This is a genomic window from Lacisediminihabitans sp. FW035, assembly GCF_054880895.1.
This window is the reverse complement of record NZ_CM142187.1, coordinates 899,083-921,544: the sequence shown is the minus strand read 5'-3', so window position 1 is coordinate 921,544 and position 22,462 is coordinate 899,083. Positions and strand designations below refer to the sequence as shown.

Genomic DNA, 22,462 nt, shown 5'->3' with positions numbered 1-22,462 from the left:
TATCAGGGAGCGCCGAAGCCTGCCTTCGCGAGCACCGAACGACCGACCTTCCCGGTGACGAAGTCCACGAACGCCTTCGCGACCGTCGCATTCTTGCTCGCCGCGATCGTGGCGATCGGGTAGGTGTTCACCGCCGTGCTCGACTCCGGGAACGGGATGCCGGTAACGCTGGATCCGGCGCCTTTCACATCGGTGACATAGACGAGTCCGGCATCCGCCTCGCCCGACGAGACCTTGCCGAGCACGTCGGTCACGGCGTTCTCCTCGCTGACCGGGGTGAGCGTGACGCCGGCGGAGGTCTCGATCGCGACCGTTGCGGCGCCACAGGGGACGGCCGGAGCGCAGACCACGGTCTTCACGCCGGGCTTCGCGAGATCGGCGAACGAGGCGATCTTCGCCGGGTTGCCCGGCGGTACTGCAATCTCGAGAACATTAGTCGCGAAGTCCACCGGGGTGCCGACCAGGGTCGAGACCTTCGCCATGTTCTTCGTGTCGGCAGAAGCGAACACGTCGGCGGGTGCTCCCGCGGTGATCTGCGCAACCAGGTCGGCGGATCCCGCAAAGCTCGTCGAAACGGTTACACCGGGGTGCGCGGCCTCGAACTTCGTGGCGAGCTCACCGAAGGTCTTGGTGAGGGATGCCGCGGCGAAGACCGTGATCGACCCGTTGAGCGAGTCCTTTGAGGGGGTCGTCGAGGGTGCCGGGGCTGCGGGAGCGGAGCATCCCGCGACGGCGAGCACGATGCCGACGGCGAGGGTGCTGAGCAGCTGTTTCTTCACTGGTGCCCCCCGGGGGTCTCGATGATGACCGTCGTGGCTTTCACGACGGCGATGGCCACGGATCCGAGCTCGAGCCCGAGGTCGCGGACGGCCTCGCTGCTCATGAGGGAGACGACGCGGTGGGGGCCGCACTGGAGTTCCACCTTGGCCATGACGGTGTCCATCACGATGTTCGTGACGAGCCCGACGAAACTGTTGCGTGCCGACCGGGAGACGCCGGAGGGGTCATCCGGCAGCACCGCATGCTCCCGCGCCAGGGTTGCGAGGGCGAAGCCGTCGACCACGGCCCGGCCGGACTCGTCCTTCTCGGCGACCAGGGTGCCGTTGTCGACCCAGCGGCGAACCGTGTCATCGCTCACGCCCAAATAGAGCGCTGCGTCCTTGATCCGTATCTGCGGCATGAAAGCCATATTACTTCCGTTTTAGCGGATCTAAGCTCTCTACTACCCGTGGCTCAGGGAACCTGCCGGCCCGATCCCGGTGGCCCGGGTCGCGGGCGCCGACCTCGGTGCCGCCGCTACCTCCCCGTTCGTGACGGTGATCTCGGTCCACGAGATCGGTGGCAGCACTATCGAGAGACGGGATCCGACCAGCTGAAGGGATGTGTTGCGTTCCAGGCCGACCCGCGTCGGCGTCTCGAGGGTGTTGGTCGCATCGGGGTCTTCGTCGCTCAACGTGCGCGCGTCGATGGTTCCGAGTGCGATGTCGCGCAGATCCACGACGACTTCGGCCTCCTCATCCTGGCTTCGATTCACGAGATAGACGGATGCGTTGCCGCTGATCGGGTCGCGGGTCGCGACGGCATCGATGATCGGCACATCGCCGAAAGTCGCCGTCGTGTAGGTGTCACAGTCCACCTTCACGGAAAGGGACTCTCCCCTCGCATTCGCGGCGGTGGCGGCGAACGGGAAGAACGTCGTCTGGCGCCAGGACGCCCCACCGGGCTCCGTCATGATGGGCGCGATGACGTTCACGAGTTGCGCGAGCGATGCGCTGGTCACCCGGTCGGCATGCTTAAGGAGTGAGATGAGAAGGCTTCCGAAGACGACCGCGTCGGTCACCGTGTAGGCGTCCTCGAGCAGACGCGGAGCGATCGGCCAGTTGTCGACCCCCTGGATCTTGTCGACCTTCTCGAACCGTTCGTTGTACCAGATGTTCCATTCGTCGAATGAGATGTTGATGGTCTTGTCGCTGCGACGGATGGCTTTGACATGATCCGCCGTCGCGACGACGGTCTCGATGAAGCGATCCATGTCGACACCGGAGGCGAGAAAGGCCGCCCGGTCGCCGAGGTCCTCGTAGTAGGCGTGACAGGAGATGTAGTCCACCTCCTCATAGGTATGAGTGAGTACCACCCGCTCCCACTCACCGAAGGTCGGCATCGCCGCGCTGGACGAGCCGCATACTACGAGCTCGAGCGTCGGGTCGAAGGAGCGCATCGCCCGTGCGGTCTGGGCGGCGAGTTTTCCGTAGTCGTCGGCAGATCGATGACCCAGTTGCCACGGACCGTCCATCTCGTTTCCGAGGCACCACATCGATACGCCGAATGGTTCGGTGCTGCCGTTCCTGATCCGAGCGTTGGACAGGGAGGTGCCGTTCCGGAGATTCGTGTATTCGAGCAAGTCGAGCGCCTCCTGGGTTCCTCGCGTACCCAGATTCACCGCGAGCATCAACTCGCCGCCGACCTTATCGAGCCAGCCGGCGAACTCGTGTAGGCCGATATCGTTGGTCTCGGTGGAGTGCCAGGCGAGGTCGATCCGCGTGGGCCGCTCCTCGCGCGGTCCGACGCTGTCCTCCCACCGGAATCCGGAGACAAAATTGCCACCGGGATAGCGGATGGTCGTGGCCCCGAGCTCCGTGACGAGATCGATCACATCCTGTCGGAATCCATCGGAATCAGCCAATTCATGGCCGGGTTCGTAGATGCCGGTGTAGACGGCTCGGCCAAGGTGCTCGACGAAAGAGCCGAAAAGGCGCCGGTCGATCGCACCGATCGGCATTGTGGAGTCGACAGCGAGATGTGCTTTCAACATCGGTTCACTTCCCGGTGGGGACAGCAGCGCGGAACAACGCGGTCGCGTGTTCGAGAAACCGGTCGGCAAGGGGATTGCGCCGCCGTTCGAGGTGACCGGAGGACGACTCGACGAGGTCGTACAGGCCCATCGTGAGCAGGTGGTCGGCCCGCGGATTGGTGCTGTGGCGATAGGTCCACTCATACATGTCGAAGAGCGGCCACCAGGTGAAGCCGACCACCGGCACGCCTTCGGCGCGGAGTTCGCGGAGTGTCAGGACGGACTCATCCATCCAGGCAAGTCGCTCTTCGACTGTGCCGGTCACACAGGTCTCGGTCAGCATTACCGGTGCTCCGTAACGCTCCGCGAAAGTGGTGAGCACCTCGCGAAGGCCGTTCGCGCCCGCATCGAAGAACGGCCGTGGATCAGCGAATCCGCCCCGGTGATGGACGCCGGTCTCGAAGACCTCCGTCGAATGCCGCGGGTAGTAGTTGACGCCCATCACATCGGGCCGAACGATGTTGTCACCGAACCAGGCGAGCTCCTTGTCGGTGACGCCGCCCCTGGCGAGCTGGGCGAGAAGCGGATGACCGTCAGTGACGTTTCCGGTGACCAGGTCCTCGACCAGGAAGGCCTGCTCGCGAAGGCGGGCGACCGTGGCGCGATGTTCGGGAGCATCGACGTCGCCGACGTATCGCATTCCCGCGTCCACATGCACGAAGGTCGCCGAGTCGCCGAGGATATCGGCGACTGCCTGCTGAGTGAGAACGAAACCTCGCGCAATCGAGGTCGCGATCGTCGCGAGGCCCGACGGACCCTCGAGATACGGCGGCCAATACGCGTATTCACCCGCGAAGAGTGAATGGATCATCGGCTCGTTGACGGGCGTGTAGTCAGTGGCGATGTGGCCGTATCGCTCAGCGAACCGTCCGGCGAACTCGCTCACATGCTGCGGATAGTCGGGGTTGGCGAACTGGTCGTCGAGCCAGAGCGGTGTGCCGTAATGGAGAAGGTCGATCACGGGTCGCAGTTCGAGGATCTCGAAGCGAGCCATTGCGCGGTCGACCCAGGTCCAATCCCAGGCGCCCTCCGCCGGTGCCACTCGATGCCATGGCACCCCCCAGCGCACCAATTCCGCTCCGACCTCTTTCGCGAGCCCGAGGTCGGTTTCGACCTGCGCGTAGTGGTCGGTCAGTTCGTACTCGTCGATCGGCCTCTCGCCGACACGGCTCTGGGGCACGAAGGTGTCCTCGATACCGAGTGCGAAATGCAACTCTCCGTCGTCGAACCATTTCATGGGCAGTCTCGTCTCGTGTGTGGTCGAAGAAGGATCTCGGTGAGTGGACTCGTCGAACCGACGGGTCATTTGAGCCCCGTGCTCGCGACGCTCTCAATGAAGCGGCGCTGCACGATGAGAAACATGATCGCGAGGGGAAGCACCGCGATCAGCGCACCGGCCATCATGATTCCCTGCGGGATGATGCCACCAGGCCCGGTGAGCAACGTGAGACCGGAGGTGATGGTGCCCATGTCCTGGTCGGTCGTGAACACCAGGGGCCAGAGCAGATCGTTCCAGTTGTTCACGAAGGTGAAGATCCCGAGAGTCAGGAGCGCCGGCACCGCGTTGGGAAGCACGACGCTTCGAAAGACCCGCCACTCGGAGGCGCCATCGATTCGCGCGGCGTTGTCAAGGTCCCGCGGGAGCGACAGGAAGAACTGGCGGAGAAAGAAGATCCCGAAGGCGTCGGCGGCTCGAGGTGCGATCAGACCGAGGAAGGTGTTGACCCAGCCCAGCTGCGAGACGAGCTGATAGATCGGAATCAGCGTGGCCTGGAACGGGATCATCAGGCTCGCGATGATCACGACGAGGAGTACTCGCGACCCTCGGAAGTCCAATCGCGCGAGCGCATAGGCGGCAAGCGAATCGAAGACCAGCGCGAAGAGCGTCACGCCCCCGGCGAAGACGAAGCTGTTCGCGATCAGTCTCGCAAACGGGAGCTCTGAGAAGATCGCCCGGAAATTGTCGAGCGTCCAGGTGTGCGGAAGAAGTGTCGGCGGGAACGCATTCACCTCGGAGGCCGGCTTGAAAGCGGTAAGCACGATGATGATGACTGGCAGCATCAGGGCGAGGGTGACAAGCAGGAATCCGGCGAAGAAGATCCAACGGGTCGGATCGCGTCGTTTCCGGGTGCGGCTGTTGCCAATCGGGATTGCGCGAGAACGGGTGAGAACGGTCACGATGCGGTGTCCTCACCGCGACGCCCGAAGAAGAGGAACTGCACGAGGCTGAGGAGCAGGGTAACTATCAGAAGCACGTAGGAGAGCGCGGACGCGAACCCGAGATTGAGCTCTTTGAATCCGGACTGATAGATCTGCATGACGATCGTCTCCGTACTGCGGTAGGGACCTCCGCCGGTGAGGACGTAGATCTGGTCGAAGGCCTGGAGTGCGGCAATCAGCGCCACGATCACGACGAAGGCCATCGTGTTGCTGAGCATCGGAAGAGTGACATTGGTGAATCGCTTCCAGCCGCTTGCGCCGTCGAGCTGGGCCGCTTCGTAAAGGCTGGTGGGTATGTCCTGCAGTCCCGCGAGGAAGATCACCATGTAGAAGCCGAAGTTCTTCCAGACCGCGACGAGCACCACCGTCGGCATCGCGAGCACGGGGTCCTGCAGGACGTTGCCGATCCGGATGCCCAAGGACTGAAGCCAATAGTTGACGAGCCCGATCTGGGGGTCGAGAAGGTACGACCAGGCGAACGCCGCGACGGCGAGCGAAACGATGAACGGGAGGAAGAGGGTGGACCGGAAGAATCCGCGGAACGGCAACCGAGGACTGTTTATGGCGAGAGCGAGCACGAGGGCGGTCACGATCGCCACCGGGGTGAACAACACGGCGTAAAGACCGGTGTTGAGCATCGCCCTCAGGATGCTCGAGTCGGTGAAGGCACGAACGTAGTTGTCGAACCCGACGAAGCTCGGGGTTCCGAACCCGCTCGCGTCGGTGAACGAGAGCTGGAGGGCCGAGATCATCGGCCACGCGACGAAAGCGGCGAGGACGACGAGGGCGGGGGCGAGGAAGCCCACGATTGTGGCCCGGCGTTTGAATGATCCGTTGAGGGCCGTGCGCCCGCCGAGCTGGCCGGGGGGACGATAGGGGCGTCGTCGCGAGACTGGGTGGGTGCTCATGATGTCTCCGTCGGGAGTGGGAGCCCGCTCGCGGGCCCCCACTCGCTGGGGTGATACAGCGTTCTACTTCGCGAGAGCGCTCTGAATGCTCGACTGCGCCTCGGTCAGCAGTTGCGCTGGGTCACCACCGGCGACGGCCTTCTGAGTGGCAGTGTCGATCGCCGTGAGCACGTCAGTGCTGTTCACGACTCCGGGGAGCAGAGCGCGGGTGTTAGGGGCGATCTTCGTAAGGCTCGCGACGGTGGCGTTCGCTTCGACATCCGCAGCGGACACGTCGGTGCGCAGCGGGGGCCAGCCCGAGCCGAGCGACCAGGTGGTGGCAGTGGACTTCTCGTTGAAGTAGGCGAGGAATTTCTCGGCCGCCTTCTGCTTGGCCGGGGTGGTCTGCGCGGTGATAGCGAGGGAGATGCCGATCGCCGAGGACGCCTGAGCTGTGGGTCCAGCAGGAATCGCGGCAAGGCCGTAGTCGATCTTGGATGCGGTCGCGACACCGGCCATCCATGGACCACCGACCTCCATCGCGGTCTTGCCCGCGGTGAACAGCTTGTCGGCGCCGATGCCGTCGAGGCCGGTCGGCGAAATCTTGTCTTTGCGAATAGCATTCGCCCAGTAGGTGAGTGTCTCGACGTTTGCTTTCGAGTCGATCGTCGCCTTCGTGGCGCCGTCATTGGTGATCGAACCACTGTTGCCGGCGAAGAGACTCGGCCAGATTCCGTTACCGACCGTTGCGTGGTCAGGAAGCGCGAGCCCGAACTGTTCCGGAGTTCCATCCCCGTTTGCGTCCACGGTCAGCTTCTTCGCGTCTGCCACCCATTCGTCCCAGGTTGTGGGGAAATCCGTGATGCCGGCTGCGGCGAAGAGGGTCTTGTTGTAAATGACCGACAGCGGTACGAATCCGCTCGGCACTCCGAACTTCTTGCCGTCGACAGTCTCCATCGCGACGGCCTCTGTCTTGAGTGCCGCGGTGTTGCTCGACGCCTGCGAATAGAAGTCGTCCAGGTTGATGAGTGCGTTCTTCTGTGCATAGACCGGGAGGCGGTCGGAGGTCATCGCGACGATATCGGGGCCGTTCTTCGAGGACAACGCGGGCAGCAGTGTGTCGTCGATGACCGCCCAGGTCTTCGTCTGCGTCTTGATGGTGATGTTCTTCTGCGACGAGTTGAACTTCTTGACGATATCGTCGAGCACTCCCCCGTCTGCCTCCGTATAGCCGTGCCAGAACGTCAGGGATACTTTTCCACCGGCACTGTCGCCGGAAGGACCGGCGCAGCCGGTGAGTCCTGCCGCCACGACCGCCGCAGCCGCCATGACTCCAATCAGCTTCTTCACTGAATACCTGCTAACTGCTTCCGACGTCTCTGTTCGGAAGCGATCGAGTTGTGAGTACAAGATTTACATCGATGTAAATAAGGATCATACGGAAGGGGACTGTTCGTGTCAACGCACCTGCGAAAGTGCCGGCCAGTGCGTTCAGACGGCCGGTGTTCCGACGGAGGATTCGCGGATGACCAGCGCGAATCCGATCTCGATGAGCTCGGGTGCCGTGCGCGTCGCGAGTCCCTCGATCCGGTCTACGAGCAGGTCGACGGCGCTCCGGGCGATGTCATCGCGGCGAGGCGAGACCGTTGTGAGCGAGGGTGTCGAATAGGCGGAATCCTCGATGTCATCGAATCCAACGACCACGACGTCCTCGGGGATCCGCAGCCCGCTTCTGTGCAGCGCTCGCATCGCGCCGAGCGCCAGGGCGTCGTTGAAGCAGACGACGGCGTCGAAGGATGCCCCGCTCTCAAGAAGACGGTCCATCGCTTCGACGCCGTTGGTGCGATGCCAGAGGGCTGCCGTCATGACAAGGGTCGGATCCACATCGATCCCGTGGGCGAGCAGTGCTTCGGTGTACCCGCGCAGCCGCGAGGCACCAGTACCGACAGGGCCGTCCGGATGAGCACCGATCACCGCAATCCGGCGACGCCCTAGGCCAAGGATGTGCTCGGTTGCGGCGCGCATCGCCGCTTCGTTCGACATAGTCACGTGATCGGCCCGGCTCCCTGTCACGCGCTCCCCCAGGACGACGAGGGGGAAGTCGACGTCGAGTCGGTCGACATCACCAGTCCCGAGAGCGAGTGGGCTGTAGATGAGGCCGTCGATCGAATGCTTGCGCATCGCGGCCACGGCACCGATTTCGATCGAGCGGTCCGCAATGGTCTGCTCGATGAGCACGGTGTACCCGCGCATGCCCGCTGCCCGGATCACCGAATCCGCGAGCTCCGCGAAATACGCCTGACTGAGCTCCGGTACCGCCAGCCCAAGCACGTGGGTGCGGCCAACCCGCAGGTTGCGTGCCGAGATGTTGATCTCGTAGTCGAGCTCACTGACGGCCGCCATCACGCGGTCGCGCATCTTTGTGGAGACGTGCTCGTACCCCGAGAGCACGTTCGACACGCTCTTCACCGAAACTCTGGCCAGAAGGGCGACGTCTTGCATTGTCGCCGGGGACCGTACCGTGCGATCCATCGTTGCCCCTCTTCTCGGCGACGCCGCGGCGCCGCACGTGCTCACGTCAGGAACATAACGCACTCGGGCACGAACCGGTCCCGCAGAACCTCGAGTGTCTGTGAGCCCTGCGCCATCACCCCCACACCACCCACACCTGCGAGAATCGAAGGATGCCAGCATCCCCGCCGCCGAACTCGATGCGGTACTCCCGCCAGGTCGCGCTGCCCGGCTTCGGAACGGCGGCCCAACAGAAGCTGACGGATGCCCGCGTGCTGGTGATCGGCGCCGGCGGACTCGGCAGCAGCGTCATCCCTGCGCTGGCCGCAGCAGGCATCGGAACGATCGGCATCATCGACGACGACACCGTGGAACTCAGCAACCTGCACCGCCAGCTCGCACACGGACTGGCGGATGTCGGGCACGCGAAGGCGCGCTCGGCAGCGGAGGCGGTGGCCGCCATCGACCCCGCGACCACGGTGCACACCGTCGACGCGCGCCTCACCGCCGCCACCGCGCTCGACCTGTTCGCCGGCTTCGACCTGGTCGTCGACGGCAGCGACAACTTCCCTACCCGCTATCTCGCCAACGACGCGGCGACGCTCACCGGCATCCCCCTGGTCTGGGGCGCAGTATCCCAGTACGCCGGGCAGGCCGGGGTGGCCTGGGCCGCGCGTGGCCCGCAATACCGCGACCTGTTTCCCACTCCCCCGCCGCCCGGGTCCGTGCTCTCCTGCGAAGCTGGTGGGGTACTGCCGAGCGTCGTGGCTGTTATCGGATCGATCATGGCCGGAGAGGTGCTGAAGATCCTCACCGGAATCGGAACACCCCTCGTCGGGCGGGTCACCACCTACGACGCCCTCAGCGGCGGATTCCGCGAGCTCGCGTACAACCGCGATCCGGACGGCGTGCCCATCACCGGGCTGATCGACTACGACCTGTTCTGCGGCGTCAGCACCGACTTCACCGTCGAAGAACTCGCGGGAGCACTCGACGGGGTCACCCTCGTCGACGTGCGTGAGCCCTGGGAGGCGCAGATTGCGAGCCTGCCCGGGTCGACGCTGCTGCCGCTCGGGTCCCTCGAATCCACGATGGCGCAGATCGACCGCTCGAGGCCGGTGGTCGTCTACTGCCACGCGGGCATCCGTTCGGCCACCGCGGTCGCGCTCCTCGGCGCGCACGGTATCCCCGCTCGCAGCCTGGACGGCGGCATCGACGCCTGGTCACGGCGCATCGACCCGAGCGTCGCGAGATACTGATGGCCCACCGCAACGTCGCGGAGCACGCCGCTCACGTGCGCGCGCTCATCACTCCCGCGCTGCCCACGGTAACCGAGGCCGTCGAGCTCGGAGAGGCCCTTGGTCGCGTGACGGTCGCCGCCATCCCCTCGCCCGTGGATCTGCCGCTCTTTCGCAACTCCCAGATGGACGGATTCGCGGTCGTCGCGGCCGACCTCGCGCACCTGCCGGCGACCCTTCCGGTGGTCGGCGAGGTCGCCGCGCAGCCCGGGACCCCGCCGCCACTCGCCGCCGGAACCGCGGTGCGCATCATGACCGGCGCCGTCGTTCCAGAGGGTGCGGATGCCGTCGTTCCGGTCGAAGATACGACGGTGAGCGGTGCCTCAGTGACGATCCTTCGGGGCCGCGCCAGCGGGGAATTCGTGCGCGACCGCGGAAGCGACCTCCGCGCCGGGGACCCCCTTCTGCCGGCGGGGCTCCGCCTCGCGTCCCGTCACCTCGCCGCGCTTGCCGCCGCGGGAATCGGAGCCGTCGAGGTGCGTACCCGCGTGCGGATCGTCGTGATCAGCACGGGCGCGGAACTCGCGCCGGTGGGTCGGCAGGCGGGCCCCGGGGAGATCTACGATTCGAACAGCACCGCGCTCACGGCCGCCGCGACCGCGTGTGGAGCGAACGTGACCTACGCGATCCATCCGGTGGAGGACGAGGTTTCGCAGCTTCGAGGGACGCTCCTTTTCGCTGCGTCGAATGCTGACCTCATTCTCACCTCCGGCGGCATCTCGATGGGCAAGTACGAGGTCGTGCGCGAGTTTCTCCTGGCCAACGGCGGCGAGGTGGGGCACATCGCCATGCAGCCGGGCGGACCGCAGGCGACGGGGGTCTTCAATGGCGTGCCGGTGATCAGCTTCCCCGGCAACCCGGTGAGCACCCAGATCTCGTTCGAGGTCTTCGTGGCGCCGATCCTGCGTGAGGCCGCCGGACTCCCGGCCGCTCCCCGACAGGCCCGGAGGCTCTCCGCCGACCTGCGCTCCGCGCCCGGAAAGCGCCAGTTCCTGCGCGGACGCGCCCGGCCCGACGGCCGGGTCGAGGTGGTCGGTGGGCCGAGCTCCCATCTCGTGGCCGGGCTGGCGGCATCCGACCTGCTTCTCGACATCCCCGAAGACATCACCGAGCTGAAAGAGGGCGACCTCGTGGAAACGATCGACCTGTGAGCGGGCTCAGCCATCTCGACGCGGAAGGTCGTGCACGCATGATCGACGTCGGCGACAAGGCCGTCACCGCCCGAACAGCCACGGCGACCGGGCGGTTCGTCACCACGCCCGACGTGATCGCTCTGGTGCGTGCCGACGGCCTGCCGAAGGCCGACGTGCTCGCCACGGCGCGCATCGCCGGCATCTCGGGAGCCAAGAAGACCAGCGAGCTCATCCCGCTGTGCCACCAGGTGCCGCTCTCCTCGGTCATTATCGACTTCTCGTTCACGGATGACTCGATCCTGGTGTCGGCGACGGCGAAGACCGTCGGTCAGACCGGCGTCGAGATGGAAGCCCTCACTGCGGTCGCGATCGCCGGGCTCACCCTCCACGACATGATCAAGGCGGTGGACCCGGCGGCGGTGCTCGGGGAGATCCGCCTCGAGTCGAAGACCGGTGGCAAACGCGGGCACTGGACCCGGCACGGCGTGCTGGCACCGCCGACCGTGCGCCCCGGTACCGCGGCCGTCGTCGTGGCCTCCACCGCCGCCGCCGCCGGGACGCGCGAAGACACCACCGGACCGGTGATCTCCGACTGGCTCGGCGCCCGCGGGTTCGCGGTCGACGCGGTGACCGTCGTGGCCGACGCCGCCATCGCCGCCGAGTTGGCCCGAGTGGTGGCATCCGCTCCCGCGGTGATCATCACGACCGGAGGCACCGGCCTCAGTCCCACCGACCGCACCCCGGAGGCCACTCTCGCGCTGCTCGATCGTGAGCTGCCCGGGGTCGCCGAGGCGATCCGCGCGCGCGGGCTCTCGGCCACCCCGACCGCAGCGCTCAGCCGCGCGGTCGCCGGCACCGCCAACGGCACCGTCGTCATCAACCTGCCGGGGTCCCGCGGCGGAGTGCGCGACGGCCTCGCCGTGCTCGACGGGCTGCTCGAGCACCTCGTCGCGCAGGTCGCGGGCGGGGGCGCCCATGAGTGACGACATCCTCGCGCTCATCTCGGCCGAGCCGCTCGACGCGACCGCCATCGAGGACTTCGTGATGGATGACGAGAAGGGTGCCCTCGTCACCTTCCGGGGAGTGGTTCGCAATCACGACCACGGGCTCGCCGTCACCGCGCTCGAGTACTCCGCCCACCCGGATGCCGCCCGCTTCCTCGAGGACTGCTGCCGCACGATCGCGGCCGAGACCGGCCTCCGCGTGGCGGCCGCGCATCGCATCGGGTCGCTTGCAGTCGGCGATATCGCGCTCGTAGCCGCAGTCTCTGCGGCCCACCGCGGGGAGGCCTTCGCCGCGTGCGAGCGCCTCGTCGACCTGATCAAGACGTCAGTTCCGATCTGGAAGCGGCAGCACCTGGCCGACGGCGCCACCGAGTGGGTCGGACTGTAGCCGGCATCCCTTCCCTCCCCTTCCCGAGCCGTCATCCCCGCTGTTTCATCATTCAGGAAGGTGTGCGCGCGGGCGCCTGCCGCTCAATTTAGTTACTTGACGTCAACTAGTTACCTGACGTTCACCTCCGGTCACTCCCGAGAGAGCACCATTGACTCACGATTTCGGTAGCGGAGGGCACGGCCATGAGAATCTCGCGGGCAAAAAAGGTCATCATCGCATCACTGGCGGCGATCGCCACGGCGGCTGGAGTGGGCATCGCGGCGGCATCGCCCGGACTCGCCGAAACCGCCGACGGCGCTCACCACAGCGAATTCCATGCGCCGCACGTGGGTCACGTGTGGACGATCATGCTCGAGAACAAGTCCTACGAGTCGACGTTCACCGGGCTCAACCAGAACGACTACCTGTGGAAGACGCTCCCCTCCTACGGCGAGCTGCTCACCCAGTACTACGGCACAGGCCACTACTCGCTCGACAACTACATCAGTGCCGTCTCCGGCCAGGCTCCCGCTCCGGCGAACCAGGCCGATTGCCCCCAGTACACGGATGTCGCGCCAGGGCTTCCGGCGGCGGACGGCCAGGTCTACGCCTCGACCGGCTGCGTCTACCCGGCATCCGTGCAGACGATCTTCAACCAGCTCGACACCAAGAAGGTCTCCTGGAAGGTCTACAACCAGGACATGGGCAACGATCCCACGCGCGAGAACGTCTACAAGTGCGGGATCCCCGGTGACCCCTCCGGTGCCGGAGTCGTCGACCCCGGAGGGGCAACTGCTACCGACCAGTACGTGCCGAAGCACAACCCCGCCGCCTGGTTCCACTCGATCATCGACAACCCCGCCGACTGCGCGAATGTAGTGCCGCTCGACGGCTACAAAGCCACTACGGGCCACGCCGCCATCCCGAGCCTCGCCGACGACCTGAAGTCGGAAAGGACCACTCCCGCCTTCTCCTGGATCACCCCGAACAACTGCTCGGATGCCCACGACGCCACCTGCAAGGGCGACAACCTCTCGGGCGACCCGAACAACCACCAGGGCGGGCTCTACGCCGCCGACCAGTTCCTGAAGAAGTGGATCCCCACCATCATGGCGTCGCCGGCCTTCCAAAAGGACGGGGAGATCCAGATCCTCTTCGACGAGGCCTTCCCTCCCTACAAGATGTACGGCAACTCGATCGCCGACCAGCAGTACGCGGCAGACAGCACATTCGGCACGGACACCGGCACCGGGGCATCCGCCCAGGCTGAGGCCGACACCGCCCAGTCGGTGGTCGCCTGCTGTGGCGAACTCCCGGGCCCGAACACGACCCAGCCCGGCTTCCAGGCCTTCAACCAGGACACCACCCCCGGCGGCGGCATCACCGGCGCGGTTCTCATCAGCCGCTTCATCACCCCCGGGTCCGTGAGTGCCCAGCCCTACAACCACTACAGCTGGTTGCGCACCATCGAGGACACCTTCGGCATCCGCCGCGGAGGGATCGACGGTGACGGCCACCTCGCCTACGCCGGTACCGACGGACTGCGGCCGTTCGGACCCGACGTGTACAACAATGCCGCGGGACGGGCACTGAAGCCGTCCCCGTCGGGCAGCTCGCTCTACGCTGCGACGGCGAGCATCAACGAGGCACCGACGGCGAAGATCGTCACGAAGTCCGTGCCGGTCGACGGCAAGTGATGGCGTCGCGCCGCGTCGGTCTGGCGGCCCTCGGCACCTCTCTGCTTCTGCTCGGGGCGCTGTGTGGCTGCAGCAGCGCCCCGACCGCCGAGTCCGTGACCGCCTCGCTCGGGGCGGTGCCGATCCCCACGGCCCCGGCCGTCGATCCGGTGCCGACAGCCACCATCGGCAAGCCCCAGGTGCTCGCGATGGGGGCGCCGACGCTCGTGGTCATCGACTCCGCCACGCGCGGCACCGCCACCGCCACCGGTCCCGACCAGACGATCACCCAGCCCGCGGCATCCGTCGCCACCTCGCCGGCCCGCGCCACCACCGCCGCGACGATCACCCTGACCGTGAAGTCCGCACGGGGATCCATCCCCCTCGTCGCCTCCGACCTCATCTGTCGCGACGAGACCGGCGCCGTCGTCCCGCTCACGCCGGTCGGTTCGGCGAGCGCGACCGCCGCTCCGGGCGCCCCGGCTGTGCTGGTGGTGTCGGGCACCTTCACCAGCGGGGCGGCGCAGGTGACCTGGCAGCCATCCGGGCATCCGATCGCACTCTGGGACTTCAATATCGAACTGGATTAGCGCGCGTCACCGCCGGTCGTTAACCTTCCGGCCATTCGGGGGTCATCCGGGTCTTCTACTGTGCTGGCGTGGCAGGGCACTCCAGCACTGCCGCACTCCCGCAGACCCGCAGACCCGCAGACCCAGGAGAATACTCATGCGACGACGAATCCCTGTTCTCACCTCCGCAACCCTCATCACCGCGCTCGTGGCCACCGCCGTTGTGGCCGGGACCGCCGGCGTTGCCTCCGCACACGGCGACTCCGGCGACGACCGCGGGCGCGCCAAGAACGTGATCTACCTGCTCGGCGACGGGATGGGACGCACCCACGTCACCGCGGCCCGCGAGCGCTTCTACGGCACAGACGGCAAGCTCGCCATGGAGACACTCCCCTCGCAGGGCTACGTCAGCACCTATGCTGTCGAGAAGCTGTCGGGCCAGCCCGGTTCGAAGAACTTCCACCCCAACCCCGTCACCGACTCGGCTTCCGCCGCGACCGCCTGGTCGTCCGGAGTCAAGACCTATAACGCGGCCCTCGGCATCGATGCCACCGGTGCGGTCAAGCCGACGGTCATGGAGCTCGCCAAGAAGGCTGGCCTGCGCACCGGCAACGTCTCCACCGCGGAGATCACGGATGCCACCCCCGCCGGCCAGATGAGCCACGCCCTCGCGCGCGGATGCCAGGGGCCGGTCTACTCGGATGCCGCGTGCCAGGATCTCTCGATCACCGGCACCGCGCTTCCGACCAGCGACATCCGGGTGACCCCGATCGCCGACCAGATCGCCCGCAACGGTACCGCGGACGTCATCCTCGGCGGAGGACTCAGCCGGTTCGACGCCGCCGATGAGAAGGCGCTGAAAGACCAGGGCTACTCCGTGCTCGGCTCCCCGACCAGCCAGACCGTCGCCACCAAGACGGACCTGGCCTCGGCATCCGGCCAGAAGGTGTTCGGCCTCTTCAACAAGGGCAACCTCACCATCGAGAAGGCCAAGCAGGACAACCCCGCCTCTGTGCAAGCTCAGGAGCCGACCCTCCCCGAGATGACGAGCAAGGCGATCGCGCTCCTCACCAGCAAGGCGAACTCAAAGGACAAGAGCGCCGGCAAAGGCTTCTACCTGCAGGTCGAGGGCGCACTGATCGACAAGCGGTCGCACGCCAACGATGCGGCGCAGACCCTCGGTGAGATGAAGGCCTTCGACGACTCGGTGAAGATCGCCAAGGAGTTTGCGGCGAAGGACGGCAACACCCTCGTCATCGTCACCGCCGACCACGAGTGCGCCGGCTTCAACATCATCGAGAAGGGCACCTTCACCAACGCCGAAGCGACCGCCCCTCCGACGAATGTCGACTCGGGCAACACCGCGAACAACTCGACGCCGACCCGCCCGAACAACGCCAAGGACGCCACCCGCTCGACCGGGATCATCAACGGTGCAGGCTCCGCCGACCCGAAGAACTTCGCCCCGGCGACGTTCCGCATCCCGAGCGACCCGGCCGGCGTGGTCGACGGATCGCCGGAGGCCGGCCTCTGGCTGACCTACCTGTCGGGCAACCACACCGGGGCTGATGTTCCGGTGTACGCCTTCGGACCGGGGTCCGACCAGCTGGATGGCACCATCGACAACACCGCACTGTTCGGCATCGTCGGCAAGGCGCTTCGCGTCATCAAGTAGCACCCCGCACGGTCCGGGCCGGGGAGTGTATCCCCGGCCCGGAGCGTCGATCTGCAAGGACACCCCCATGAAGAGACCACGCCCGATCATCGCCATCGCCGTCGCCGCAGCAGCCGTCGTGGTCGCCGGCTCGATCGCGATCGGCGTGACCGCGATGGCGCGCACCGACGCCGCGGCCCCGCTGCCGACGGACGCCGTGAAGACCACGCTTCCCGGACTGGTTGCGCCGAGCGGAGCGCCGGAGCTCGCCGGCATCCGCCTCCTTCATCCGAAACCCGGCGAAGTGGGCACGGCCGCCGGTCCGTTCGACGATCGGTTCGCGGTCGACGGTCTCGCCTTCGACGGCGCGAGCGTGAGCGGAGCCCTCCGTGTGACGAGCGACGTGAGCGCGGTGCTCGACCTCGAGGTCATCGCCGGGTTCTACGACGCCGGCGGATCACTGATCGGCAGCGACCGTTTCGTTTATCACGCGACTGATGACGGCCCGGTCGACCCGGTCACCGGCACTCCGGTCGAATCAATTCCGTTCCGGGTCGCGGTGCCGACGGAGCTCGCCGGGCGTGCGGTGTCGGCGTCGATCGGCGTGCCCGTCCTCGTCAACGAGTAGCGGTGGCTTCGACCGGGCTCATCCCCCGGCGAACGGCGGAAGCACGTCGACCCGGGCACCGAGCGCGCGCGAGTCGTCTCGGCTGACGATCCCGTCGACGAGAAATGATCCGGTTGCAAGCACCCGGCGCATGCCGTCTCCATACCGGTCGGCGAGAAGGGCCCGCAACTCGCCCACCGTCGCCACGGCGGGCAGGCGCTCTTCCTCGCGGCCGGCAGCCTCGGCGGCGGACGCGAAGTAGCGCACGAGAACGTCAGCCACCGATCGCGCCCATGCTGCGGTGCGGGCGCACGAAGTCGTCCCGGTCCATCCCATGACCGGCCTGCTTGCCCCACTGGGCGGCCCGCCACCAGGTGGCGATCGTCGCATCATCGGATCCGTCGCGCAGCAGTGCCCGAAGGTCGGTCTCGTCGTCGCCGAACAGGCACGATCGCACGGTGCCCTCAGCAGTGACGCGCGTGCGGTCGCAGGCTTCGCAGAACGAGCGGGTCACCGAGGCGATGATGCCGACGGTGGCGGGCCGGCCCTCGAGCTGATGTCCGTCGACGATCCATTCCTCGGCAGGCGCCGACGGATCGTCGCGGTGGGGCTGGCTGAGGGTGAAACGTGCACCGAGCACGCCGAGCAGCTCCGCGGCATCCACCATGTTGTCGCGCGCCCAGGCCTCGTCGGCGTCGAGGGGCATCTGCTCGATGAAACGCAGGCGCACCCCGTTGGCGAGGGACCACTCGAGCAGGTCGGCAGCCCCGGCGAGGGTGTCGCGCATCAGCACCGCATTGATCTTGAGCGGAGTGAGTCCGGCATCTTTCGCCGCCTGGATGCCGGCGAACACCGAGGGGAGCCTGTCCCGCCGGGTGAGACGGGCGAAGTGGTCGCGGTCGACGGTGTCGAGGGAGATGTTGATGCGGTCGAGCCCCGCCTCCACCAGCTCGTGGATGCGGTGGTCGAGACCGATCGCGTTGGTCGTCATCGAGATGGACGCCTTCGTGCCGTCGGACAGCCCGGCGACAGCGGACGAACGGGCGATGATCTCGGCCAGGTCCGCCCGCATGAGCGGCTCTCCCCCGGTGAAACGGATGTCGCGCACCCCGAGGTCGCGAACGGCGATCTCGACGAGGCGCGCGATCTCCGTCGCGGTGAGCAGGTCGTCGCGAGCGATCGCAGGAAGGCCCTGTTCCGGCATGCAGTACGTGCAGCGCAGCGAGCACTTCTCGGTGATCGAGATGCGCAGATCGCGGGCGGTGCGGCCGAAGGTATCCAGCAGTCCGGCGTCATCGGGACGCCCGACGGTCGGCGGAAGGCGGGCGGGATCGCGCCGGATCCCGGGGATGCCGAGCGCGAGCGAAGTCATGGATTCAGCCTACGTGACCGGGTCGGTATCAGCGCTGCGAGCCTGGTACGGCGACGGCGACGCGTACCGCAAACATCTCGCCGTGTTACGCCCGCCCGATGAGTCTGCCCGGCCGGCTCCTACGCTGGTCCCCACCCATCTCAACGCCGCCACAGGCAGAAGGACCCCACCATGGACCTGAACCTCGACGTCTCCGGCCGACGCGTGCTCCTGGTCGGTGAGCCCCACGCCTCTCGGCGAGCGATCGCCCGCTACCGGGCCGCCGGGGCGACGGTGCGCCTCGCGACCGGGCCGTCTGTGACAGAGGAGGTACGGGCGCAGATCGGCGCCGCCGACCTCGTCGTGCTCGTCGGCGTCGCACCGGCGCTCGACCGATCGATCTCCGCGCTCGCCACCGAGCATGCGGTCTGGCTCACCCGCGAGACTGCCGCCGCGACGGGCCCGCTCGGGCATGTGACCCTCGTCGGCGGGGGACCGGGCGAGGAGGGTCTCATGACTGTCGCGGCGATGCGCGCTCTCCGGGCCGCCGACATCGTCTACTTCGACAGGCTGGGGCCGCACGACCGGCTCGCCGACTGGGCGCCCGGCGCCGAGCGGGTCGATGTGGGAAAACTCCCCGGTCACCACGCCGTGCCCCAGGCCGAGGTCGAGCGGATGCTCGTGGCAAGCGCCCTCGCCGGCCTGACCGTCGTGCGACTCAAAGGAGGGGATCCGTTCGTCTTCGGGCGCGGCGGGGAAGAGGTGCTCGCCTGCCGGGAGGCCGGCGTGCCGGTGAGCATCATCTCGGGGGTCTCGAGCGCGATCGCGGCGCCGGGAATCGCCGGGATCCCGGTTACCCACCGGGAGGTGAGTCGCATGTTCACGGTGGTCTCGGGCCACGCGCCGTTCACCGACGAGCAGCTGGCTCACCTCGTCGGCCTTGGCAGCACGATAGTCGTACTCATGGGCATCGGCACCCTCCCCCACCTTTCGGCGGGGCTGGCACGACACGGGATGGACGCTTCGATGCCGATCGCCATCATCGAGCGCGCCTTCTCGGAAAGCCAACGCACCACCATCGCGTCGATCGGCACCGTCGTCGACAGCGCGACGCGCACGGGCATCCGATCTCCGGCGGTCATCGTGATCGGGGAGGTGGTTCGGATGGCACACCGCGACGATGGACAGGCCGCGGAGCTGCTGGCGCAGGCGGCGCGCCTGGTGCGGTAGCCGAGCGGGCACACCACGACTCAGGAGGCCACCAGACGTGGAAGAGTTGTCTCCATGCCTGACGAAACGCTGCGACTGCCGAATACGATCTTCCAGGCGGTCTTCGACCTCGGCGACAAGCGTGCGGCGAAGATCACCCTTCCGCCGGCACTGCGCGAGCCCGAGATCTTCGCCGAGTGGCAGGACGACGAAAACGTGGTCTCCCTCTACGTCGGTTACGACGACGGGCAGCTGCATCTTGACCTCGGTTCGTCCGGCGGCGAGCACCATTTCCACGGTGCGAGCGGCGATGCGAGCGAGAACAGCCCCTGGAACGGGGCCGACACTGCCGTACTGCTCTCCTGGGCGACCGCTCTCGCCGGCAACTTCTTCGAGCGGATGCCCGAGCTCATGGAAGACATCGAGGAGGCCGCCGCGTGGCACGAGGAGGGATACCCCCTCTACGTCTGCGAGACGGAGCCCGCCCAACTCGACCTGATCGAGGTGGAGATCGAGGGGGAGATCCTCACATTGCCCTGGCTCGGGTCCGGCACTGTCAGCCAGGACCATGTCGATGGCGAGAACCATCCGATCGCCCTTCTCTGGAATCCGGTGGACGGCGCGGCCCCCGATCGCACGATCGCCCGCGCCTGGCTCGATCCGGTGTCCGGCGAGCCGGTGACCTCCGCCGAGCAGGGCGTGGACTGGTCGGCCGTGGGGCTCGAACGCGAGGAGGTTCTGTCCTGGCTCGAGGGCATCTACCTCAACCACCACATCACCCCCGATGCCGAGATCGAGCTGGTGCACGCGGTACTCGAACGCATGGGGGGACTCGACCGGGAGTAGTGACGATCGGTAGTGTTGGCTCAACCGAAGGAGCATCTCATGGCTGTCATCTCTCGCGGTTTCACCGGCCGCAGTCGCGAACACAATCCCGAGCTTCCTCCCGGCCAGTACCTCACCGCGGACTTCCCGGTGCTGTCGGCCGGTCCAACTCCAGACATCGATACGGCGGACTGGGAATTCAGTATCCGCACCGATGATGCGACGCTCCATCGGTGGAGCTGGGACGAGCTTCACGCCCTCCCGATCGAAGACATCGACACCGACATCCACTGCGTCACCCGCTGGTCGAAGTTCGGCACCAGCTGGCGTGGCGTCTCCCTCGACACCCTGTTCGCCGGGGTCGAGACGAGCGACGAGTACGTGATGGCCCACTCCTATGGCGGGTACACCACCAACGTGCCACTCGAGGATCTGCTCGACGGCAAAGCCTGGATCGCGTTCGAGTTCGACGGCGAGCCCCTCGATCCCGAACACGGCGGCCCCGCACGACTGCTCATCCCCCACCTGTACTTCTGGAAGAGCGCCAAGTGGATCCGCTCGCTGGAGATGATGCCCTCCGACGAGCCGGGTTTCTGGGAGCAGAACGGCTACCACCTGTATGGCGACCCGTGGCTCGAGCAGCGCTATTGGTGACAGGTCGTTGACAACGGAACGTGAGACCCGGGATGCACCGCCCCACCGGGTCGGCCTCTGGCATGTCGGCGTGGTCGTGTCGACCAATACCGAAACGCCCACGGGACGCAGCATCGTGCTCGATGTGCCGGGCTGGGGCGGAAACCTCGCCGGGCAGCACGCGGACGTGCGCCTCACCGCCCCCGACGGATACCAGGCCGTGCGCTCCTACTCCGTCGCGTCCGCCGACGACGGTGACCGGGTCGAGTTCGCCGTCGACCGGTTCCCCACCGGAGAGGTCTCTCCCTATCTCGTCGACGACCTCCAGCCCGGGGACGAGCTCGAGCTGCGCGGTCCCCTCGGCGGCTGGTTCGTCTGGAGGCCGGCACAGACCGAACCGGTGCAGCTCATCGGTGGGGGGTCCGGAATCGTGCCGCTGATGGCGATGGTGCGGTCCCACACCGCCTCCGGCAGCACGGCGCCGTTCCGACTGCTCTACTCGGTACGCACCCCGGATGACGCGTTCTTCCGTTCGGAGCTCGAGGCGCCGACTCCCCACCTCGACGTCACGTGGCTGTACACCCGGCGAACACCGGACGGCTGGGCCCGCCCGGCCGGACGCATCGCGCGGGCCGATCTCGAGGCATCCGCCTTCGCTTCGTCCCTCGCTCCCGCCGTGTTCGTCTGCGGCCCCACCGGGTTCGTCGAGACCGTCGCGAACGACCTCGTCGCTCTCGGCCATGATCCGCACCGTGTGAAGACCGAACGTTTCGGAGGTGCCTGATGCCCGAACCCGTTGACGGCAATGCGCTTGCAGGGCCGCTCTCGGAGCTGTTCTCCGCGGATCTCACCATGGCGACCGCCCGCTGCCTCGGCTGCGGTGACATCTCCGAGCTCGCGCGGGCGAGGGTGTATGCCGATCCCACCGGCTACGTGGTGCGTTGCGGCCAGTGCGACGACGTGCTCATGGTGATCGTCGAGGAGCCCGACGGCGTCTGCCTCGAGCTGCGCGGCATGTCCTGGCTGAAGGTGCCCCGCTAGCTTCCGCTCTGGCGGCGGGGGTAACCCGCTACGGTGAGCCCGCGGCGGGGGTAACGCCGCCTCGCGGCGCGGGTAACGCGCTACCGTGAGCCCGCGGCGGGGGTTACGCGCTACCGTGAGCCCGCGGCGGGGGTAACACCAACTCGCGGCGGTTCCGATGCATCCCGGCGGGGGTTGTGCCCCCCGCCGCGAGGGCATATTCCCGCCCTGACGGGAAGCCTCCCGGCCGACGCAGCCTTCGCGTCGCGACTCCATGCGCGTTTCTCGGTGGTCACGCCCGGCGGCGGCGTTCCAGACGAGATGCGGATCCGTGTTTTTCGCCCTCGGAGCATCACGGAACCAGGCTGTGGTGACCGGGCTGCAGGACCTCCCGCCGATCATGGAAGATCGAGTCGCGACGGTGTTCGCGGCGGGGGTTACGACCCCGCACGGCGCTGAAGTGGCTTCGCGGCGGGGGTTACGCCTCCCGCCGCGACGCCGTATCCCCGCCACGGTATGCCGCGACGCCGTATCCCCGCCACGGTATACCGCCGACGGCGTATCCCCCACCACAGCCTGCCGGGCTGCGCCATCCTCACCCCGGTACCCGCACGCGAACGTGCGATGGGCGACGGTGCGTAACT

At 67.0% G+C, this 22,462-nt stretch carries 23 protein-coding genes; 13 read left to right on the top strand and 10 right to left on the bottom strand.

The features are described from left to right. Window positions 1-2: 2 nt before the first annotated feature. The 8 genes from modA to ACVXZ4_RS04465 form a co-directional block, all read right to left on the bottom strand. Window positions 3-779: a molybdate ABC transporter substrate-binding protein gene (gene modA / locus ACVXZ4_RS04500; RefSeq protein ID WP_461797039.1), complete on the bottom strand. Its 777-nt coding sequence runs from the start codon at window positions 777-779 to the stop codon at window positions 3-5. Further along, window positions 776-1,180, bottom strand: a complete 405-nt coding sequence (locus ACVXZ4_RS04495; RefSeq protein WP_461797038.1) for a TOBE domain-containing protein — start codon at window positions 1,178-1,180, stop codon at window positions 776-778. The genes modA and ACVXZ4_RS04495 overlap by 4 nt, the downstream gene beginning before the upstream one ends. Before the next feature lie 42 nt (window positions 1,181-1,222). Then, window positions 1,223-2,812, bottom strand: a complete 1,590-nt coding sequence (gene arfA / locus ACVXZ4_RS04490) for an arabinosylfuranosidase ArfA (RefSeq protein WP_461797037.1) — start codon at window positions 2,810-2,812, stop codon at window positions 1,223-1,225. Window positions 2,813-2,816: 4 nt separating this feature from the next. Beyond that, complete coding sequence (locus ACVXZ4_RS04485; RefSeq protein ID WP_461797036.1) at window positions 2,817-4,088, bottom strand: family 1 glycosylhydrolase; 1,272 nt, start codon at window positions 4,086-4,088, stop codon at window positions 2,817-2,819. Window positions 4,089-4,153: 65 nt separating this feature from the next. Further along, window positions 4,154-5,029 (bottom strand): carbohydrate ABC transporter permease, encoded by an 876-nt coding sequence (locus ACVXZ4_RS04480; protein WP_461797035.1) that lies wholly within the window; start codon window positions 5,027-5,029, stop codon window positions 4,154-4,156. Continuing rightward, a complete protein-coding gene (locus tag ACVXZ4_RS04475) occupies window positions 5,026-5,979 on the bottom strand; it encodes a carbohydrate ABC transporter permease (protein ID WP_461797034.1) in 954 nt (317 codons plus the stop codon). Before ACVXZ4_RS04475 ends, ACVXZ4_RS04480 begins: the two co-directional genes overlap by 4 nt. 63 nt (window positions 5,980-6,042) lie before the next feature. Beyond that, window positions 6,043-7,308 carry an ABC transporter substrate-binding protein gene (locus ACVXZ4_RS04470; RefSeq protein WP_461797033.1) on the bottom strand — a complete coding sequence of 422 codons (1,266 nt, stop codon included), beginning with the start codon at window positions 7,306-7,308 and terminating at the stop codon, window positions 6,043-6,045. A gap of 141 nt (window positions 7,309-7,449) precedes the next feature. Continuing rightward, complete coding sequence (locus tag ACVXZ4_RS04465; protein ID WP_461797032.1) at window positions 7,450-8,490, bottom strand: LacI family DNA-binding transcriptional regulator; 1,041 nt, start codon at window positions 8,488-8,490, stop codon at window positions 7,450-7,452. A 152-nt stretch (window positions 8,491-8,642) separates the two neighbouring features. On the opposite strand from ACVXZ4_RS04465, the gene ACVXZ4_RS04460 reads away from it, so the two are divergent. From ACVXZ4_RS04460 to ACVXZ4_RS04425, 8 genes are all read left to right on the top strand, one after another. Then, the gene (locus ACVXZ4_RS04460) at window positions 8,643-9,728 is read left to right on the top strand and encodes a ThiF family adenylyltransferase (protein WP_461797031.1); all 1,086 of its coding nucleotides are present in this window, start codon (window positions 8,643-8,645) and stop codon (window positions 9,726-9,728) included. After that, window positions 9,728-10,918 (top strand): molybdopterin molybdotransferase MoeA, encoded by a 1,191-nt coding sequence (locus tag ACVXZ4_RS04455; protein WP_461797030.1) that lies wholly within the window; start codon window positions 9,728-9,730, stop codon window positions 10,916-10,918. The genes ACVXZ4_RS04460 and ACVXZ4_RS04455 overlap by 1 nt, the downstream gene beginning before the upstream one ends. Further along, complete coding sequence (gene moaCB / locus ACVXZ4_RS04450; protein WP_461797029.1) at window positions 10,915-11,883, top strand: bifunctional molybdenum cofactor biosynthesis protein MoaC/MoaB; 969 nt, start codon at window positions 10,915-10,917, stop codon at window positions 11,881-11,883. Before ACVXZ4_RS04455 ends, moaCB begins: the two co-directional genes overlap by 4 nt. Then, window positions 11,876-12,292, top strand: coding sequence for a molybdenum cofactor biosynthesis protein MoaE (locus ACVXZ4_RS04445; RefSeq protein WP_461797028.1), 417 nt, complete (start codon window positions 11,876-11,878; stop codon window positions 12,290-12,292). Before moaCB ends, ACVXZ4_RS04445 begins: the two co-directional genes overlap by 8 nt. Window positions 12,293-12,477: 185 nt before the next feature. Next, window positions 12,478-13,971, top strand: a complete 1,494-nt coding sequence (locus ACVXZ4_RS04440) for an alkaline phosphatase family protein (protein ID WP_461797027.1) — start codon at window positions 12,478-12,480, stop codon at window positions 13,969-13,971. Continuing rightward, a complete protein-coding gene (locus tag ACVXZ4_RS04435; RefSeq protein WP_461797026.1) occupies window positions 13,971-14,540 on the top strand; it encodes a hypothetical protein in 570 nt (189 codons plus the stop codon). The genes ACVXZ4_RS04440 and ACVXZ4_RS04435 overlap by 1 nt, the downstream gene beginning before the upstream one ends. Before the next feature lie 136 nt (window positions 14,541-14,676). Further along, window positions 14,677-16,194: an alkaline phosphatase gene (locus tag ACVXZ4_RS04430; RefSeq protein WP_461797025.1), complete on the top strand. Its 1,518-nt coding sequence runs from the start codon at window positions 14,677-14,679 to the stop codon at window positions 16,192-16,194. A 67-nt stretch (window positions 16,195-16,261) separates the two neighbouring features. Then, a complete protein-coding gene (locus ACVXZ4_RS04425; RefSeq protein ID WP_461797024.1) occupies window positions 16,262-16,801 on the top strand; it encodes a hypothetical protein in 540 nt (179 codons plus the stop codon). 18 nt (window positions 16,802-16,819) lie between these two features. Here ACVXZ4_RS04425 and ACVXZ4_RS04420 read toward each other — a convergent pair whose 3' ends face one another. Together ACVXZ4_RS04420 and moaA are read right to left on the bottom strand one after the other, a co-directional pair. Beyond that, a complete protein-coding gene (locus ACVXZ4_RS04420) occupies window positions 16,820-17,062 on the bottom strand; it encodes a MoaD/ThiS family protein (RefSeq protein ID WP_461797023.1) in 243 nt (80 codons plus the stop codon). Further along, entirely contained in the window at window positions 17,055-18,152 is a 1,098-nt protein-coding gene (gene moaA / locus ACVXZ4_RS04415; protein ID WP_461797022.1) for a GTP 3',8-cyclase MoaA, read from the bottom strand. The genes ACVXZ4_RS04420 and moaA overlap by 8 nt, the downstream gene beginning before the upstream one ends. A 171-nt stretch (window positions 18,153-18,323) precedes the next feature. Here moaA and cobA point away from each other — a divergent pair, with 171 nt between their 5' ends. The 5 genes from cobA to ACVXZ4_RS04390 are packed head-to-tail and all read left to right on the top strand — an operon-like array spanning window position 18,324 to window position 21,839. Then, window positions 18,324-19,361 (top strand): uroporphyrinogen-III C-methyltransferase, encoded by a 1,038-nt coding sequence (gene cobA, locus ACVXZ4_RS04410; RefSeq protein ID WP_461797021.1) that lies wholly within the window; start codon window positions 18,324-18,326, stop codon window positions 19,359-19,361. A gap of 54 nt (window positions 19,362-19,415) precedes the next feature. After that, window positions 19,416-20,186: a hypothetical protein gene (locus ACVXZ4_RS04405; protein WP_461797020.1), complete on the top strand. Its 771-nt coding sequence runs from the start codon at window positions 19,416-19,418 to the stop codon at window positions 20,184-20,186. Between the two features lie 39 nt (window positions 20,187-20,225). Continuing rightward, window positions 20,226-20,819 carry a sulfite oxidase-like oxidoreductase gene (locus ACVXZ4_RS04400; protein ID WP_461797019.1) on the top strand — a complete coding sequence of 198 codons (594 nt, stop codon included), beginning with the start codon at window positions 20,226-20,228 and terminating at the stop codon, window positions 20,817-20,819. 7 nt (window positions 20,820-20,826) lie between these two features. Then, window positions 20,827-21,582: a ferredoxin reductase gene (locus ACVXZ4_RS04395; RefSeq protein ID WP_461797018.1), complete on the top strand. Its 756-nt coding sequence runs from the start codon at window positions 20,827-20,829 to the stop codon at window positions 21,580-21,582. After that, window positions 21,582-21,839 (top strand): DUF6510 family protein, encoded by a 258-nt coding sequence (locus ACVXZ4_RS04390; RefSeq protein ID WP_461797017.1) that lies wholly within the window; start codon window positions 21,582-21,584, stop codon window positions 21,837-21,839. Before ACVXZ4_RS04395 ends, ACVXZ4_RS04390 begins: the two co-directional genes overlap by 1 nt. The last annotated feature ends 623 nt before the right edge of the window (window positions 21,840-22,462 follow it).